This is a genomic window from Shewanella corallii (assembly GCF_023349125.1).
Taxonomy (GTDB): Bacteria; Pseudomonadota; Gammaproteobacteria; order Enterobacterales; family Shewanellaceae; genus Shewanella; species Shewanella corallii.
In genome coordinates, this window is record NZ_JAKIKT010000008.1 from 230,565 (window position 1) to 246,215 (window position 15,651).

At 50.3% G+C, this 15,651-nt stretch carries 15 protein-coding genes; 8 read left to right on the forward strand and 7 right to left on the reverse strand.

Translation table 11 applies throughout. The features are described 5' to 3' along the window. Positions 1-57 precede the first annotated feature (57 nt). The 6 genes from L2725_RS18800 to pspA all read right to left on the reverse strand — a co-directional run bounded on the left by L2725_RS18800 (position 58) and on the right by pspA (position 5,296). Positions 58-1,242 (reverse strand): trans-sulfuration enzyme family protein, encoded by a 1,185-nt coding sequence (locus L2725_RS18800; protein ID WP_249250359.1) that lies wholly within the window; start codon positions 1,240-1,242, stop codon positions 58-60. Positions 1,243-1,364: 122 nt separating this feature from the next. Then, the gene (locus L2725_RS18805) at positions 1,365-2,456 is read right to left on the reverse strand and encodes a TIGR01620 family protein (protein WP_249250361.1); all 1,092 of its coding nucleotides are present in this window, start codon (positions 2,454-2,456) and stop codon (positions 1,365-1,367) included. Further along, entirely contained in the window at positions 2,453-3,874 is a 1,422-nt protein-coding gene (locus L2725_RS18810) for a YcjX family GTP-binding protein (protein ID WP_249250363.1), read from the reverse strand. The genes L2725_RS18805 and L2725_RS18810 overlap by 4 nt, the downstream gene beginning before the upstream one ends. Before the next feature lie 87 nt (positions 3,875-3,961). Continuing rightward, on the reverse strand, positions 3,962-4,357 hold the full coding sequence (gene pspC, locus L2725_RS18815; RefSeq protein ID WP_115135594.1) for an envelope stress response membrane protein PspC: 396 nt from the start codon (positions 4,355-4,357) through the stop codon (positions 3,962-3,964). Then, the gene (gene pspB / locus L2725_RS18820) at positions 4,344-4,583 is read right to left on the reverse strand and encodes an envelope stress response membrane protein PspB (RefSeq protein WP_115135595.1); all 240 of its coding nucleotides are present in this window, start codon (positions 4,581-4,583) and stop codon (positions 4,344-4,346) included. The genes pspC and pspB overlap by 14 nt, the downstream gene beginning before the upstream one ends. Before the next feature lie 23 nt (positions 4,584-4,606). Further along, entirely contained in the window at positions 4,607-5,296 is a 690-nt protein-coding gene (pspA, locus tag L2725_RS18825; RefSeq protein WP_115135596.1) for a phage shock protein PspA, read from the reverse strand. A gap of 175 nt (positions 5,297-5,471) precedes the next feature. Here pspA and pspF point away from each other — a divergent pair, with 175 nt between their 5' ends. The 8 genes from pspF to L2725_RS18865 all read left to right on the forward strand — a co-directional run bounded on the left by pspF (position 5,472) and on the right by L2725_RS18865 (position 13,649). Continuing rightward, a complete protein-coding gene (gene pspF / locus L2725_RS18830) occupies positions 5,472-6,542 on the forward strand; it encodes a phage shock protein operon transcriptional activator (RefSeq protein WP_249250365.1) in 1,071 nt (356 codons plus the stop codon). A gap of 106 nt (positions 6,543-6,648) precedes the next feature. Beyond that, positions 6,649-8,277 carry an ABC transporter substrate-binding protein gene (locus tag L2725_RS18835; protein ID WP_249250366.1) on the forward strand — a complete coding sequence of 543 codons (1,629 nt, stop codon included), beginning with the start codon at positions 6,649-6,651 and terminating at the stop codon, positions 8,275-8,277. Further along, positions 8,277-9,308, forward strand: coding sequence for an ABC transporter permease (locus L2725_RS18840; RefSeq protein ID WP_248934881.1), 1,032 nt, complete (start codon positions 8,277-8,279; stop codon positions 9,306-9,308). Before L2725_RS18835 ends, L2725_RS18840 begins: the two co-directional genes overlap by 1 nt. After that, the gene (locus L2725_RS18845) at positions 9,295-10,185 is read left to right on the forward strand and encodes an ABC transporter permease subunit (RefSeq protein ID WP_115135600.1); all 891 of its coding nucleotides are present in this window, start codon (positions 9,295-9,297) and stop codon (positions 10,183-10,185) included. Before L2725_RS18840 ends, L2725_RS18845 begins: the two co-directional genes overlap by 14 nt. Before the next feature lies 1 nt (position 10,186). Further along, positions 10,187-11,197: an oligopeptide/dipeptide ABC transporter ATP-binding protein gene (locus tag L2725_RS18850; protein WP_249250368.1), complete on the forward strand. Its 1,011-nt coding sequence runs from the start codon at positions 10,187-10,189 to the stop codon at positions 11,195-11,197. Continuing rightward, positions 11,178-11,969, forward strand: coding sequence for a peptide ABC transporter ATP-binding protein (locus L2725_RS18855; RefSeq protein ID WP_115135602.1), 792 nt, complete (start codon positions 11,178-11,180; stop codon positions 11,967-11,969). The genes L2725_RS18850 and L2725_RS18855 overlap by 20 nt, the downstream gene beginning before the upstream one ends. Positions 11,970-12,096: 127 nt before the next feature. Further along, positions 12,097-13,299, forward strand: a complete 1,203-nt coding sequence (fabV, locus tag L2725_RS18860) for an enoyl-ACP reductase FabV (RefSeq protein ID WP_248934883.1) — start codon at positions 12,097-12,099, stop codon at positions 13,297-13,299. 140 nt (positions 13,300-13,439) lie between these two features. Next, a complete protein-coding gene (locus L2725_RS18865; protein WP_115135604.1) occupies positions 13,440-13,649 on the forward strand; it encodes a TOBE domain-containing protein in 210 nt (69 codons plus the stop codon). Between the two features lie 114 nt (positions 13,650-13,763). Here the strand turns inward: L2725_RS18865 and L2725_RS18870 are convergent, their stop codons facing one another. Further along, positions 13,764-15,647, reverse strand: coding sequence for a SurA N-terminal domain-containing protein (locus tag L2725_RS18870; RefSeq protein WP_249250370.1), 1,884 nt, complete (start codon positions 15,645-15,647; stop codon positions 13,764-13,766). Between the last annotated feature and the right edge of the window lie 4 nt (positions 15,648-15,651).

Here is a 15,651-nt window from a genome sequence, read left to right on the forward strand (position 1 = left end):
CCAATAAACAACAAAGCCCCGCAACGCGGGGCTTTTTAATCGGCTGCTGGGGCCAAATTATAATCTGGACAGCGCCTGATTCAGATCTTCCAGTAAGTCTTCTACCGACTCCAGCCCTACAGATATCCGCAACAAGCTGTCGCCAATACCGGCTTCCGCTCTGGCTTCCGGGGTGTAGGGAGAATGGGTCATGGAAGCCGGATGCTGGATAAGAGATTCAGCATCCCCCAGGCTTACCGCAATAGTGAACAGATCAAGTGTGTTCACAAACTCAATCGTCTGCTGATAATCCACATCCAGTTCAAAAGCAATAACACCGCCGCCACGCCGCATCTGTTTCCCCATCAAGGGATAGCCCGGGTGCTGAGGCAAGCCCGGATAATACACCTGACTGACCTTATGATGACCCGCTAGCATACGAGCGACCTTCTCGGCATTGTCACAGTGTCTTTGCACCCTGACATCCAGCGTCTTTAACCCTCTGAGTATCAACCAGGCATCATTGGGTGACATCACAGCCCCCAGATCTTTGATTACCTCAAACTTCACCTTTTCAATATCTTCAGCTTTGCCACATACAATACCGGCTACGACGTCACCGTGACCATTGAGATACTTGGTCGCACTGTGAATCACCATATCTATGCCAAAGGTCAGCGGCTGTTGCAGCAAAGGGGTCATAAAGGTGTTATCGACGATACTGAAAAGATCGTGTCTTTTGGCAACACCAGCGATGGCAGAAAGATCATAGACAGCCAGATGGGGATTTACCGGGGTCTCACAAAAAATCACTTTTGTCTGTTGATTGACTGCCGCTTCCACCGCATGGATATCATCGAAATCCACCAGGGTCACTTCGATGCCAAAGCGGGTGAACATCTCGGTCAATAAAGAAAAGGTGCAGCCATAGACCGCATTGGAAGCCACCAGATGGTCGCCTCTGGACAGACGTGAAAGCAGTGCTGACGCCACAGCGCCCATACCTGAGCCTGTTGCTGCAGCTGCTTCTGCCCCCTCGAGCATAGCCATTCTGCGCTCAAGTTCTGCTACGGTTGGGTTTCCCAATCGGGTGTAAATAAACCCCGGTTCTTCTCCGGCAAATCTGGCACCGCCCTGTTGAGCGTTTTCAAATGCAAATGTTGCCGATTGATGCAGTGGCGACACCAAAGCGCCACTGGCATCCCTTTCGTGGCCACCATGAATACTCAGGGTCGGTAGTTGCCACTTGCTTGATTCCTTCATGCTTACTCCCCGGTGCGCCAATGTTTTATTTGAGGTCTTTGTTCGGCACCTGCCATAAACATACTCAGGTTAAAAAGACGGCGACACTGAGGAGGGCAAATCTCACCCACATGAATTGTAAATCATTTGTTACGACCGGCACTTTCTTTAGGCTTTTCACTGTTCAGAACACTTGCAGAAAAGCTCTTTAGTTCGCTCAGCAATTCTCTGTGCATCTGCCCCAATCTGGGACGACTGGCTTCATTGAAGGTGAGAGGACGACATAAAGCCATGGCCTGATACCCAAGGCGTGCCGTCAGCAATCCGCCCCCCAACCCCTGGGCCAAACGTGCGGACAGTTTACCCGTCACTTCCATAGACAGCAGTTGGCTGCCCAAATCCAACGCCACCTCAGTGGCACCGGCATAGAGGATATTGCTGATAATGCCCTTAACCAGTTTGACTCTGCTCCAATAGCCCAGCTCAATACCATAGCAAGCGGCCACTTCCCGGATCATTTTCTGATTTCGCCACATGATAAGAGCCATATCCAGCACCGCGAGCGGACTGGCTGCCAGCAGAAGTGCAGACTCACCAGCATATTTACGTACTACCGCCCTCGCCCGTTTATCCACAGGTGACAGCACCAGCTCATCAAACAGCAGCAACTGCTCGGCGTCATTCTGATCTTCCCGTCTGGACTGATAAAATCGTTCAAGTTCGGTTGAAGCAGGTAAGTGGGCACACACCTGCTCGATAAACCTTTCAGTTTCTCCCTGCTGCATTGATTGAGACAATCGCTCTGCCGCCAGCCGGTTTTGCTCACTCAGTTTCAAACGGCGAAGCAGTCTGTACTCCCGCCACAATCCTCTGCCCAACCAAGCTGTTGCGATACCACCAACACCTGCATAGAGGGAGAACAGCCAGGGAGAATTATTCCAGGCTGCTTCAAGTGTCAAAACCATTTCAACACCCAACAACAGACCCAATGAGGCCAGCAGTAACTTACCCAATCCGGAAATCCGGGGACGTCCTGGTATAGGCTCTGCGGAAAGTCTTTGAGCGGACTCCTCCGTCAGTTGCTCCGTAGCCTCTTCCGGCTCAAGCAGCTCCGCCCGATACTCACGCGCAGGCAATAAGGTATCCTTTTCAGGTGAGTTGATCTCAGTGGCTGAACTGTCGAACACTTGTCTGGGTTTGAATGACGACGGAGAGTTCTGTTTATCTTCACTCATCGCATTTTATCTCCGAGCATATACTCAAGCAGGTGATCCAGCCTGAGGTGTTGCATTCCGGACTCTGGCTTATTTGCAGGTCGGAAAGCGGTAAATTCAAATCCTCTGCTCTCCCAGTAGTCTGGTTTGGGCAGATAGCGTGGCACCTCCCCCGGGAACAGGGTCAACAAGTCTCCGCTTTCCAGGGCATGTCCCTGAATAACCTGTCGCATTTCTCCCTGCTCTGACACGCTACCAGACGTAGTCGCCCTGATAGCGCTTATCGCCATGGTTTCCACCTGACAACCATCAAAATGGGCAGCATGGCGGCTTTGTTTAAGTACATCACCCAGCAAATGTAAAAGATTGGACTGCTGATCCATGGTCACATGGTCCGCCTTACTGGCGGCAATCAGCAACTTGTCAATACGCGGGGCAAACAAACGACGCAGCAGATTGGATTTCCCAAACTGAAAGCTGTCCAGCACTGAACTCAGGGCTGCTGTCATATCATCAAATTGAGCCCGACCACGATTCAACGCCGTAAGACAGTCCACCAGCACCAACTGTCGATCAAAATGAGCAAAGTGATGACGGTAGAAAGGTTTAACTACCTTACTGACATACTCCTGATACCTTAGTTTCAACACCTGATACGCGCTGGATTTGGCTGATTGCTCCAGCCTTTCAAATTGGCTGACGTCGCTGCTCAAAATGGGGAAAAATGTCAGCAATGGCGTACCTTCAAGATCTCCCGGTAACAACATGCGCCCCGGCTGCGCCTGATAAAAGCCCTGGTTCATCACAAGATCCAACAGCAGTGCCCGATACAGTTCGGCGACCTCTCTGAGTTGCTGCTCATTGGCTTCAGCTTCCAGGTCGATAGACTTCAACGCCTTAAGAAACGCCGGGTATTCAGGAGACGACGCCAACACTCCCGCCCTCAGGCTTTGCTGACGGCACCAGGTTCCGAAGTCCAGTTTCAACATGGGCAGATCAAGTAACCACTCACCCGGGTAGTCAATAATATCCAGGTACAGGGTCGCCGAGTCGGTCATTTTGCCCAGTAATCCCTGTACAGGCCGGTAGCGTATCGCCAACCTCAGTTCACTGATATTACGGGTCGAAGCTGGCCACAGGGGTGGCGTAGCTTCCAGTGAGTTCAATGCCCCCTGCAAATCAAAGCTGGCAATATCCAGATCCGGCTGCATCTCACGACGAACTCCCACCAATCTGTCACTGCGACAAACCTGCCACAGAGGTAAGTGTTTACCTACCTGCTCAGAGGTGAGCTGATGAACCAAACCTGTGATAAATGCTGTTTTCCCGGCACCGGACAAACCTGTGACAGCCAATCTCAGATGCCTGTCTGCGCCCCGTTTCACCAGTTGTTTGGATTGTCTTGATAAAGACTCGAATGCATTGCGGATTTTCGCCATTGAGTTAACTTCGAAGAGTGATTGAACTTGATTAAAGGTAATAGAAAAAAACAGGGCGGTGAATCCCGCCCTGTTTGATTTTTCATATTAAAGATTGTTGATTTGTCTTTTCAAATCATATTGATCTGAAGTGACATGGTGTTCCATCTTACGCAATCTTTGTTCCAGCGAATTAAACTGGGCACTAAGGTCTCTGAGAGCCTGTTTGGCGGGTTCACCTGCCTGCCAAACTTTCTTCTTGATTCCGATATCGCCAAAGTCTGATCCCGATTGAGGACTTTGGGGTTTGATATCTAGGATCATCCAAAGCGCGATATAGATAATCAGTATGACTCCAGAACCGCCCAGCAGAAAGATTGATACCGCTACCACCCGAACCAACCAGGTTTCCAGATTAAAGTACTCTGCAATCCCTGCGCATACACCTGCAACTTTGCCTGCTTTCGGGTCCCGGTAAAGAGTTCTCGATTCACGATTGGTCATGACGTGTCCTCCATTCCGGGCTTTCGGAGTCCAGGATGGACTCCAGGGTTTCTATGCGTTGATTCATCTTTTCTGCCTGATGAACCAGGTTATTCAGCTGTTCAAATTCTTCCTCAGTGAGTCCCTGGCTCACCTGTCGCTTGCTGCGATAATGAAGAACCAACCAGATAGGGGCCACGATTATCATGAACAGAATAATCGGGGCTATCAGCAGATCCATATCCATAACTCACCTCCGAAAATTCTTGATTACTTGGCTGATTTTTTCTTTTTGGCGTCAACTTTTGCCTTCAGGGCTGCCAATTCGTCATTGATCGAATCCTCAGCTTCCAGGGCGGCAAACTCGTCTGCCAGGTTACCTTTGGCGCCTTTTTTCCCCAGCTCGTAAGACTCTACCTGAGCTTCCAGGCCTTCAACGCGACGCTCATACTGTTCAAACTTGAGCATGGCATCATCAATTTTGGTTGAATCGAGACGCTTTTTCACCTCAAGACGTGAAGACGCTGTCTGCTTACGCATAATGATGGTCTTCTGTCTGGCTTTGGCGTCAGCCAGCTTTTCCTGAAGCAGAGTGACCTCTTCTTTCAGTCGTGTAATTTGCTCTTCCACCACTTCCAGCTCTTTTTTAAGCGTATCGACGGTTTGAGCTGCATTTTGTTTTTCAACCAGTGCTGCTTTAGCCAGGTCTTCGCGGTCTTTGGTCAGCGCCAGTTCCGCTTTATCCTGCCAATCCTGTACCTGGCCTTCCATGCGTTCGATACGACGCAGCAAGTCTTTCTTTTCTGCCAGCACCTTAGCTGAGGTTGAACGCACTTCTACCAGAGTGTCTTCCATTTCCTGAATAATCAGGCGCACCATTTTCTCAGGATCTTCCGCTTTATCCAGCAGAGCGCTGATGTTGGAATTAATGATGTCTGCAAAACGAGAGAAAATACCCATAATTCTGTCCTCAATTGTTGTTACTCACGACCAAGATAATACACAGACCGTGCCAACTTTTAATTTTCAATCAAATTCATAGGCTTAACACTTTTTTCACACAAACCTTTATTTTGCTGCTCAGTCACCCTATTATGATTTTCACCAATTATTAGCGTCTTAGACCAAGCCCAAAGTGCCCAATAAATTCAAACAAGATAATCTCGTCGGCCAATCCAACGCATTGCTGGAAGTGCTTGAACATGTATCACAAATTGCTCCCCTGACCAAACCTGTCTTGATTATTGGCGAGCGGGGTACCGGTAAAGAGCTGATTGCAGAACGCCTACATTACCTTTCCAGCCGCTGGGATCAGCAGTTTATTAAGCTCAATTGCTCCTCTTTATCGGAAAGCTTGTTGGAAAGTGAATTGTTCGGTCACGAAACTGGCGCCTTTACCGGAGCCAAGAATCGTCACGAGGGACGGTTCGAGCGAGCAGATGGCGGCAGCCTGTTTCTCGATGAACTCGCAAATACCTCAGGACTGGTGCAGGAAAAACTGCTGAGGGTGATTGAATATGGTGAGTTTGAGCGTGTGGGTGGCAGTAAAACCATACGCACAGACGTAAGGCTTATCTGTGCTGCCAACGAGGATCTCCCCTCTTTAGCCGAGGCGGGAGAGTTCAGGGCAGACCTGTTGGATCGACTGGCATTTGATGTGATTACTCTGCCACCACTGCGTAACCGACGTGAAGATATCATGGAGCTTGCAGAGTATTTCGCTATCGGCATGGCGAGGCAATTAAAACTCGAATACTTCCAGGGCTTCGGCAAACAGGCCAAAGAGTTGCTGTTGGATTATCAGTGGCCGGGCAATATCCGTGAGCTGAAAAACGTCATTGAGCGTTCGGTCTACCGTAATGCAGGCAGTGATGAGCCCATTGAAGAGATTGTTCTGGACCCCTTTGACTCACCTTACCGCCCCAAGAAACGGGTTAAAACCCTGGAACGCAGGGTATCAGGAGACAAGCAGTCCAATCAGGAAGAGACTGAAACGGTTGAAGCTCAAAGCGAACCTCAAACCACTGAGTCAGTGTGTTTCCCCATCGATTTTAAATCTCACTGTGAAAATGCTGAGATCAAATTGCTGAATCAGGCGCTTGCAGCAGCCCAGTTTAACCAGAAGAAAACCGCCGATATGCTGGGGCTTAGCTATCACCAACTCAGAGGTATTTTGAAAAAGTACAACCTTCTGGAGAAGGGATAGTTGATATAAATCAGCTTTAGTCTTGTCAGGGAACACTTGCGGCATTGCCCGAGCTGAACCCTGACTGCTAAAATGGCAACTCAAACCTTTAAAAACTGATGAATTAATGAGACTGCCGACCCCCAGGTGGCGTCATGCCATCACAGCGCTTTGCCTGACGGCACTGGCCACCGGATGTACCCCGGAACAGGTTCCTGCCGGTTTGGTATATTGCTCAGAGGGTAATCCTGAGTCATTTAACCCCCAGCTTTCCACCTCCGGTACCACACTGGACGCCACTTCAAACCAAATCTACAGCAGATTGGTAGACTATGCTGCCGACAAGGGTGCTATCGTCCCGGCTTTGGCCACCAACTGGCATATTTCCGAAGATGGACTGGTTTATAACTTCACTCTCAGGCAGGGAGTTCAGTTTCACAACTCTGAACGCTTCACACCGTCACGTACCTTCAATGCCGACGATGTGATTTTCAGCTTTCAGCGGATTGTAGATGACAAGCATCCGTTCCACGCTATATCCAAAACCGGTTATCCATTCTTCGACAGTATTGGTTTTGCTTCGCAAATCACATCCATAGATAAAATCAGCGATTATGAGGTGGCTTTTACCCTTCACGATCCTGATGCGTCATTCCTGTCAAACCTCTCCAGTGCGTTTGCAGTGGTGTTGTCTAAAGAGTATGGGGATCAATTGCTATTGGCAGGACGTCCTGAGTTGATTGACCAGTACCCTATTGGTACAGGCCCTTTCAGCATGACCGAATACGTCAAGAACGATCATATTCGCTATCACCGTCACCCTGAGTTCTGGGGCAAATCGCCTCAGCTGGAAATGCTGGTGTTTGATATTACCCCTAAAAGTGGCACCCGTCTGGTTAAGTTGATTACCGGCGACTGCAGTGTATCCGCCCTGCCCAAAGCCGGAGAGCTTCCTGTCATTGAACTGCATGAGACACTGCAGGTGCAGTCTGATCCGGCGATGAATGTCGCCTACTGGTCATTCAACACCCAAAAGCCCCCCTTCGATAATGTAGATGTACGACAGGCTCTGGCTATGGCCATCGACAAGCAAAACATCCTCAGAGCTGTCTATCGGGATACCGGCGTCGAAGCACGAGGCATACTGCCGCCCTCCTCCTGGGCGTACAATGACAGTCTTAAAGCGCAGGAATATGACCCCAAGCAAGCGATGAAGTTACTTGAGCAGGCCGGTATCAAAAACCTGGAGTTGGACATCTGGGCAATGCCGGTTGGCCGCAGTTACAATCCAAACTCCCTCAAAACCGCCGAGCTTATACAGTCTGATCTGGCCAACATAGGGGTCAAGGTCAATATTGTCAGTTACGGTTGGAGTGTCTTTACCCAGAAGCTGAATCAAAGCGACTATGACACAGTGCTGATTGGCTGGAACGCCGACAACAGTGACCCGGATAACTTCTTTACGCCTTTGCTCAGTTGTGGCTCCATCGCCAGTGGTACCAACAGATCCCGCTGGTGCAATACGGAGTTTGAGGAAATTATCAGTCAAGCCAGACAGAACACGTCAAAACTTGAGCGTGCCACCCTGTATCAGGAGGCTGAAGGCATAATGAAAAGTCAGATGCCTTTGGTGAGCCTGGCCCATGCGCAAAAGCAGACCCTGAAGCGGGACAATGTGATGCAACTTCCTGTATCTCCTTTTGGCGGCATCGCCTTCGCCGATTTAACCATTAAGATTGCGGAGACCGCCAACTAATGGCCAAATATCTACTGCGACGACTAAATCTGTTCCTGGCAACATCCGCCGTACTTATGCTGGTGCTTTTTCTTGCCACCCGTATGTTTCCTGTCGACCTGGGCGTTGCGCTGACCGGTGTAGAACAACCTACTCAGGAACAGCAACAGCAGACCATCAAAGCCTATGCGTTGGATGGCTCAGGCTTCAGTCAATACGTCGCTTTTCTGCAACAAAGATTGGGCGGTAATATGGGTATCTCCATGACTTCCCAACAAAGTGTTGCCGGAGAGCTTGTTGATGTGCTGCCCGCCTCATTCGAGTTAATTATTGTGACCTCGCTGATGGCACTGGCATTGGGTATCCCTATTGGTGTGCTGGCCGCCCTGAGTAACAGTAAAGCCACGCAGAATGTGATCATGGCGCTGACGCTGACCGGCTATTCGATCCCCGTGTTTTGGCTTGGCCTGTCCCTGTCACTCTGGTTTGGTGTAAAACTTGGCTGGCTGCCCATCTCAGGTCAGCTTAACCTGCTTTATGAAATCCCAAGGGTGACTGGCTTCGTACTGATAGACACCCTGATTGCGGATACTCCCTACAGTATGTCAGCGTTCAAAGACGCGGTATTGCATATCATTTTGCCGGCTACCACGTTAGCGGTGTTCCCCTTTACTGTGGTCGTACGTATCACCCGTGCAGCCATGGCCAATGTGATGACCCAAACCTATGTCAGAGCAGCGGAAGCCAGGGGCTTGAGTACCGCCATGATTGTACTTCGCCACGCACTGCCAAACGCTCTTATTCCGGTATTGAAGAGTATGGGGTTAATGCTGGGTGCCTTTACCAGCTACGCCATAGTGGTTGAGGTGATTTTCTCATGGCCGGGTGTCGGAGCCTGGCTGGTACAGGGGATTTACCAAAGAGACTATACAGTGATTCAGAGTGGCATCATGGTTGTTGCCCTGCTGATTATCTTTATGAGCATTTTGATTGACGTATTACACACGGCCACCAACCCTCTGAGCCGGAAAGAACTTTATGCCACGAATTAGTATTTATCAGGAAGACCATATTCCGTCTCCGAGCCGACGATTGTGGGAGGCTTTTTCAGCCAACCCCTTTGCGCTGGCGGGGTTCTGGGCCGTGATTTTTCTGTTGATTATCGCCCTGTTCGGGCCACTTATCGCCCCCTACTCTCCTGAGATGCAGGACCCTAAAGCCATGCTGCTGCCCCCATCCTGGGATCCAGCGGGTACCGTAGAACACTTCCTTGGGACAGATGATCTGGGTCGGGACATTTTCAGCCGCCTGCTCTATGGCGCGCAGCTGACATTCGGCATGGCGCTGTTAATTGTAGCCACGGCCTTGGGGTTGGGGTTTGTCATCGGTGCGCTGTCAGGTATGACGCGTGGCCTGAAATCCAGCGTATTGTCTCACCTGCTGGACGCTTTGCTGTCTATTCCATCCCTGCTGATGGCAATTTTGGTCGTCGCCGTAACCGGTCCAGGTCTTGAAAATATCTTCTGGGCCGTTGGTCTGGCGTTGACGCCCCAATTTGTCAGGGCGATTCATCAGGCGATTCATGAAGAACTCCAAAAAGAGTATGTCACCGCCGCCCGTCTGGATGGTGCCAATTCACTGCAGATTTTCTGGTATGTGATTATGCCCAACGTGTGGGACACTGTGATTATTCAAACCACGTTGGCGATTTCAGCCGCCATCCTGGATATTGCAGCCCTGGGCTTTTTGGGACTGGGTGCTCAGGCACCGAGCCCAGAGTGGGGAGCTATGGTGTCCCAGGGGGTCGATAACCTGCTGATAGCGCCCTGGCTGGTCACCCTGCCGGGACTTGCAATTTTGTTTACTGTGCTGGCCATTAACCTGGTTGGCGATGGATTGAGATCGGCGCTGACGCCGATTAGAAACTGATATGCCATTACTTGATATTCGTAACCTCAGCATAGAACTGGATACCCCTCACGGCCGGGTTAAGGCACTTGAGAAGGTCAGTCTCACCCTGAATCCGGGTGAGGTCCATGGTCTGCTGGGTGAGTCAGGCTCAGGGCGTAGCCTGTTGGCCCGGGCCATTATGGGGATTCCAGGTCATAACTGGACTATTACTGTCGACCGCATGATGTGGGATGGCAAAAACCTGCTTGAGCTCGACAGTAAAGAGCGCCGTGCTTTGATGGGGTCGGATATCGCGATGATTTTCCAGGACCCCTCGGGAAGTCTCGACCCGGCGCGCAGCGTAGGCTCTCAGATTATTGAAGCTATGCCGAGGAATGCCGAACTTAAGTTCTGGCAACAGAAAAAATATAAACGTCAGATCGCGGAGCAATGGCTGCATAAAGTGGGGATCAAGAACCCTGATGATCTGATGGAAGCCTACCCCTGGGAAATCTCTGAGGGTGAATGCCAGAAGGTGATGATCGCCATTGCTCTTGCCAATAAGCCCAGACTGCTTATCGCCGATGAGCCGACAACCTCGATGGAGCTTTCCACCCAGGCCCAGATTTTCCGCTTACTGGCCAAACTGAATCAGGTTCATGGCGTCTCTATTTTGCTTATCAGCCATGAAATTGAAACCCTGACCCACTGGTGTGACCGACTGACCGTGTTCTATTCGGGTCAGGTGATGGAGTCAGGAGTGACTTCTGAGCTTATCAACAGCCCACGTCATCCCTACACCCGAATTTTGCTTGAATACCTGCCCAACGAAGCCAACCCACATGCCCATAAAGCCTTTATGCCGAGCTTGCAGGGCTCGGCACCGGCTCTACAGCATCTGCCCATAGGTTGTCGTCTTGGCCCGAGGTGCCCTTCCGCACGCAAGCAGTGCGTTGCACAGCCTTTGCTGATCCATGAAAAAGACAGGTATTGCGCCTGCCACTTCCCTATCCGCTACGACGAGAACAAACATGACCACACCGCTTCTTAAAGTTAACAACCTGAGCAAGCGGTATTTCAGTGGTTATCGCCGTTTGCGACGTCAGTACACCCAGGCATTGAGTGATATCTCGTTTGAATTACAACCCGGTGAAACCCTGGCAGTAGTGGGCGAGGCTGGCTCGGGTAAGAGTACTCTGGCACGTATTCTGGTCGGCGCAGAAAAGCGTTCTGAAGGCGCGATTTTGTTTGAAGGGGAAAGCCTTGAGAGGCGGGATATTAAGCAAAGATGTAAGCTTATCCGCATGATATTCCAGGATCCCAACACCTCTCTGAACCCCAGACTGACCATTGGAGAGCTGCTGGAAGAGCCGTTACGATTCAATACCGATGATACTAAGCATGAACGTCAGCGTAAGGTCTTTGAAAAACTCAAGCAGGTCGGTCTGCTCCCCGAACATGCGGATTTTTACCCTCATATGATTTCTGAGGGGCAAAAGCAGCGGGTCGCGGTAGCCCGGGCACTCATGCTGAACCCCAAAATCATTATCGCCGATGAAGCTCTGACGGCTTTGGATTTCAGCGTACGCTCCCAGATCCTGAATCTACTACTGAAACTGCAGCGTGAGCTGGGATTGTCCTACATCTTTGTATCTCACAACCTGAGTATTATTCGCCAAGTGAGTGACAAAATTATGGTGTTACACAAGGGACAAATCGTGGAAAAAGCCAAAACCGCCGATCTGTTCGACAATCCTCAGCACGAATACACCCAAAGATTACTGGCAGAGCAGCAGGCAATTCTTAACCGCCGGCCCGCATAAACAGTCACCGGAGTGACATGCAACTGCTCCAACCACTGGGCAAGCAGGCGCTTTTTCCCAAAAAGCAGTGCCATTTTGTGGTTGAACTCATTATCCTATTGCCCATGTTGACGGAAGAAGCTATCACATGATTATCAAACCAAAAATTCGTGGTTTTATTTGTACAACCACTCACCCGATCGGCTGTGAAGCCAATGTGCTGGAACAGATTAACTACACCAAAGCCCAGGGCAAGATTGCCAATGGTCCCAAGCGTGTTCTGGTTGTTGGCTCATCCAGTGGTTATGGGCTGTCTTCACGTATTGCTGCCGCATTCGGCAGTGATGCTGCCACCATAGGCGTGTTTTTCGAAAAGCCTGGTACCGAAACCAAGCCTGGTACTGCGGGTTGGTACAACTCTGCCGCTTTCGATAAGTTTGCCAAGGCAGAAGGTCTGTACTCAAAGAGCATCAACTGTGATGCCTTCAGTCACGAAGCCAAGAACAAGGTTATTGAACTGATCAAGGAAGACCTGGGTCAGATTGATATGGTGGTTTACTCACTGGCCTCTCCGGTACGTAAATTGCCTGATACAGGTGAAGTGATCCGCTCTTCACTAAAGCCAATTGGCGAAGCCTACACTGCCACTGCGGTGGATACCAACAAAGACACCATCATTGAAGCCACAGTTGAGCCTGCTACAGAGCAGGAGATCGCAGATACTGTGACCGTAATGGGTGGACAGGATTGGGAACTGTGGATCAAGGCGCTATCTGAAGCTGGAGTTCTGGCTGATGGTTGTAAGACAGTGGCTTACTCCTATATTGGCACAGAGATCACCTGGCCTATCTACTGGCACGGTGCACTGGGTAAGGCCAAAATGGACCTGGACCGCGCCGCCCACGCCCTTGATGAGCAGCTGTCTGCCAAAGGCGGCAGCGCCAACGTCGCCGTACTCAAGAGTGTCGTGACCCAGGCCAGCTCCGCAATTCCGGTAATGCCTCTGTATATCGCCATGGTCTTTAAGAAGATGCGCGAACAAGGTGTACATGAGGGCTGCATGGAGCAGATATATCGTATGTTCAGCCAGCGCCTATACAAAACAGACGGCAGCGCAGCAGAAGTCGACAGCGACAACCGTTTGCGTCTGGATGACTGGGAACTGCGTGACGATATCCAACAGCATTGTCGTGATCTTTGGCCTCAGGTGACCACTGAGAACCTGTGTGAACTGGCTGACTATCGTGAGTACAAAGAGGAGTTCCTCAGGCTGTTTGGTTTCGGGGTTGCCGGTATTGACTATGATGCCGACGTGAACCCTTATGTAGAGTTTGATGTGATTCAACTCTAACTAATTAATTAAATTAAGAAATGCCGCTATCACAGCGGCATTTTTTATGGAAGAATCGCACCGCTCGGTTCCGGTGGATACCGGAGCTTTCCTTAACGTAATATAGTCGTATTACACTCTTTTTTTGCTGGAGCAAAATTATGAAAATCAGTGCGCGTAACACCCTGACCGGTACCATCAAAGCTATCGAAGAAGGTGTGGTTAACAACGAAGTGACCATCGAACTGGCACCAAACGTTGAACTGACTGCAGTAGTAACCAAAGCTTCCTGTGAGCGCCTGGGCCTGACCGTTGGTGGCAACGCCTGCGCTATCATCAAGGCAAGCAGCGTAATGGTAGGCGTAGAGTAATTCTCCCTGCATTACAGATAAACGCGGCCGTTGCCGCGTTTTTTTATGTCTTATACCAATTAATCCAGGACACAAAAAAGCCGGCATACGCCGGCCTTTTCTTACTGGAGACAGTTATTGAAGTTCTGTGGTGGTTTCTTCCACAACAGGATATTCAATTTCCGCCTTGGACTTCAGGTTGGCAACCAAAGCCAGATAGTCAGCATTGGCATACTCTGAATTCAAACGCTGTTTCAGTGCGTCCAACACAGTGTCATTGATGCCCTGAGCAGCATTCACCTTATCCAGCACAACCACTGCGTAGCCTTGGCCCAGTGCAACTGTGTCGACTGTTGGAGTTGCACCCGGAGTCACCATCTGGAAAGCCTTGCTTATGATAGATGGGTCCATGTCCTGAGCAAAACGCCCCAGGTCCGTGCGGGTTTCCATGGTGACAGTGTCACCATTCTTAACCTGAGTCATCAGAGCCTGAGCTTGGTTACGGGCCATATCATTGGCCTGCTGCTGCACCAGACGTGCTTCGATGTCAGCCTTAACATCGGCAAAAGCTTCTACACCGGCGTTTTTGTGTTCCGCTACCCGCACCACAACAGCATGGTTTGGTCCCAGCTCAATGACGTCTGAGTTCTCACCATTCAGTAACACCGGGTCAGAGAATGCAGCTCTTACCACTTCAGCACTGGAAAGAGCTGATGGAGGATTGTTACGAGGGAACAGGGCGGTTTTCTTCACCTCAGCACCCACTTCTTCAGCTGCGTCAGCCAGCGTATCCGGGATCTCATAACTCACGTTGCGCAGAGTCTGCTCCAACTGATAAAACTCGTCTTTGGCCTTATCTTCCTTCAGCTGGTCGATAACTTGCTGCTTTACATCGGCAAATTGAGCGGTCTGACTCTTCTGAACATCATCAAGTTTGATAATGTGATAACCGAAGTCAGTTTTCACAACCGGAGAGATGCCACCGATATCGGCGATGGAGAACAGAGCTTCATCAAACTCAGGCTGCATCACGCCCGGTTCAAACCAGTCCAGTTGGCCGCCATTTTCTGCGCTAAATTGATCACTGGAGTTATCTTTGGCCAAGGTGGCGAAATCAGCACCATTTTCCAGCTGTTTGTGCAGTTCTTCAGCCTTGGCTTTATCAGCCTCATCATCCCCGGTAGCAATCAGAATATGGGCTGCCAGGCGCTTCTCTGGCGTCTGATAAGCAGACTTGTGCTCATTGTAGTACTGCTCGGCATCGGCTTCGCTGATCTGAACATTCTTTGCCAAATCAGCAATATTCAGCTCAACATACTCAAGGCTAATAAGCTCTGGGCTGACAAACTGTGCCTGGTTGGCATCATAAAAATCTTTAGCCTGAGCTTCAGTCACTTTCACATCTTTGGTGAAAGGCTCTGCATCAACCACCTTGTACTGAATATTACGGGTCTGTCCCTGTAGTTCAGCCAGTTGCTGCGCTTCATCAGCCAGTACAAACTCGCTGCCGACCAGGGTAGAGATCAGCTGGTTTGAGGTCAGGTCCTGACGCATCATCTCGCGGAATGCACTCGGCTGATACCCTAATTGGGCCAGCAAACCAATATATCTATCATTATCAAACTTGCCATTCATCTGAAAAGCAGGTTCTGAAACAATAGCTTGCTTGATTTGCGCATCTGAAACGCGCAATCCCAGTTCATTGGCAGCCTGCTCGACCAGTACCTGAGCAACCAGACGGTCCAATACAGACTCTCTCAGGTTAGCTAAATAACTCTCATCGCCAGCCAGGGCATCAAACATATCACCCAGTTGCTGCTCCATGCGGGCCCGCTCATTTTGGTATGCTTGCTCCAGCTCTACGCTGCTGATCACCTGCCCGTTAACAGTGGCCGCTGGCACCTCTGAAGAGGAACCCAGATAGCTGCTGACACCGGCAAATGCAAAAGACAATATCACCAGGATAAGAATGCTTTTCGCAATCACGCCCTGTGAACCTTCGCGGATCTTCTCTAACATCAGA

Bases quoted from the DNA above. Each gene is read 5' to 3' on its own strand.
- L2725_RS18800 (WP_249250359.1), bottom strand. From the start codon at position 1,242: ATGAAGGAATCAAGCAAGTGGCAACTACCGACCCTGAGTATTCATGGT.
- L2725_RS18810 (WP_249250363.1), bottom strand. From the start codon at position 3,874: ATGGCGAAAATCCGCAATGCATTCGAGTCTTTATCAAGACAATCCAAA.
- L2725_RS18850 (WP_249250368.1), top strand. From the start codon at position 10,187: ATGCCATTACTTGATATTCGTAACCTCAGCATAGAACTGGATACCCCT.
- L2725_RS18835 (WP_249250366.1), top strand. From the start codon at position 6,649: ATGAGACTGCCGACCCCCAGGTGGCGTCATGCCATCACAGCGCTTTGC.
- fabV (WP_248934883.1), top strand. From the start codon at position 12,097: ATGATTATCAAACCAAAAATTCGTGGTTTTATTTGTACAACCACTCAC.
- L2725_RS18805 (WP_249250361.1), bottom strand. From the start codon at position 2,456: ATGAGTGAAGATAAACAGAACTCTCCGTCGTCATTCAAACCCAGACAA.
- pspC (WP_115135594.1), bottom strand. From the start codon at position 4,357: ATGACCAATCGTGAATCGAGAACTCTTTACCGGGACCCGAAAGCAGGC.
- L2725_RS18865 (WP_115135604.1), top strand. From the start codon at position 13,440: ATGAAAATCAGTGCGCGTAACACCCTGACCGGTACCATCAAAGCTATC.
- pspA (WP_115135596.1), bottom strand. From the start codon at position 5,296: ATGGGTATTTTCTCTCGTTTTGCAGACATCATTAATTCCAACATCAGC.
- L2725_RS18845 (WP_115135600.1), top strand. From the start codon at position 9,295: ATGCCACGAATTAGTATTTATCAGGAAGACCATATTCCGTCTCCGAGC.
- L2725_RS18855 (WP_115135602.1), top strand. From the start codon at position 11,178: ATGACCACACCGCTTCTTAAAGTTAACAACCTGAGCAAGCGGTATTTC.
- L2725_RS18870 (WP_249250370.1), bottom strand. From the start codon at position 15,647: ATGTTAGAGAAGATCCGCGAAGGTTCACAGGGCGTGATTGCGAAAAGC.
- L2725_RS18840 (WP_248934881.1), top strand. From the start codon at position 8,277: ATGGCCAAATATCTACTGCGACGACTAAATCTGTTCCTGGCAACATCC.
- pspB (WP_115135595.1), bottom strand. From the start codon at position 4,583: ATGGATATGGATCTGCTGATAGCCCCGATTATTCTGTTCATGATAATC.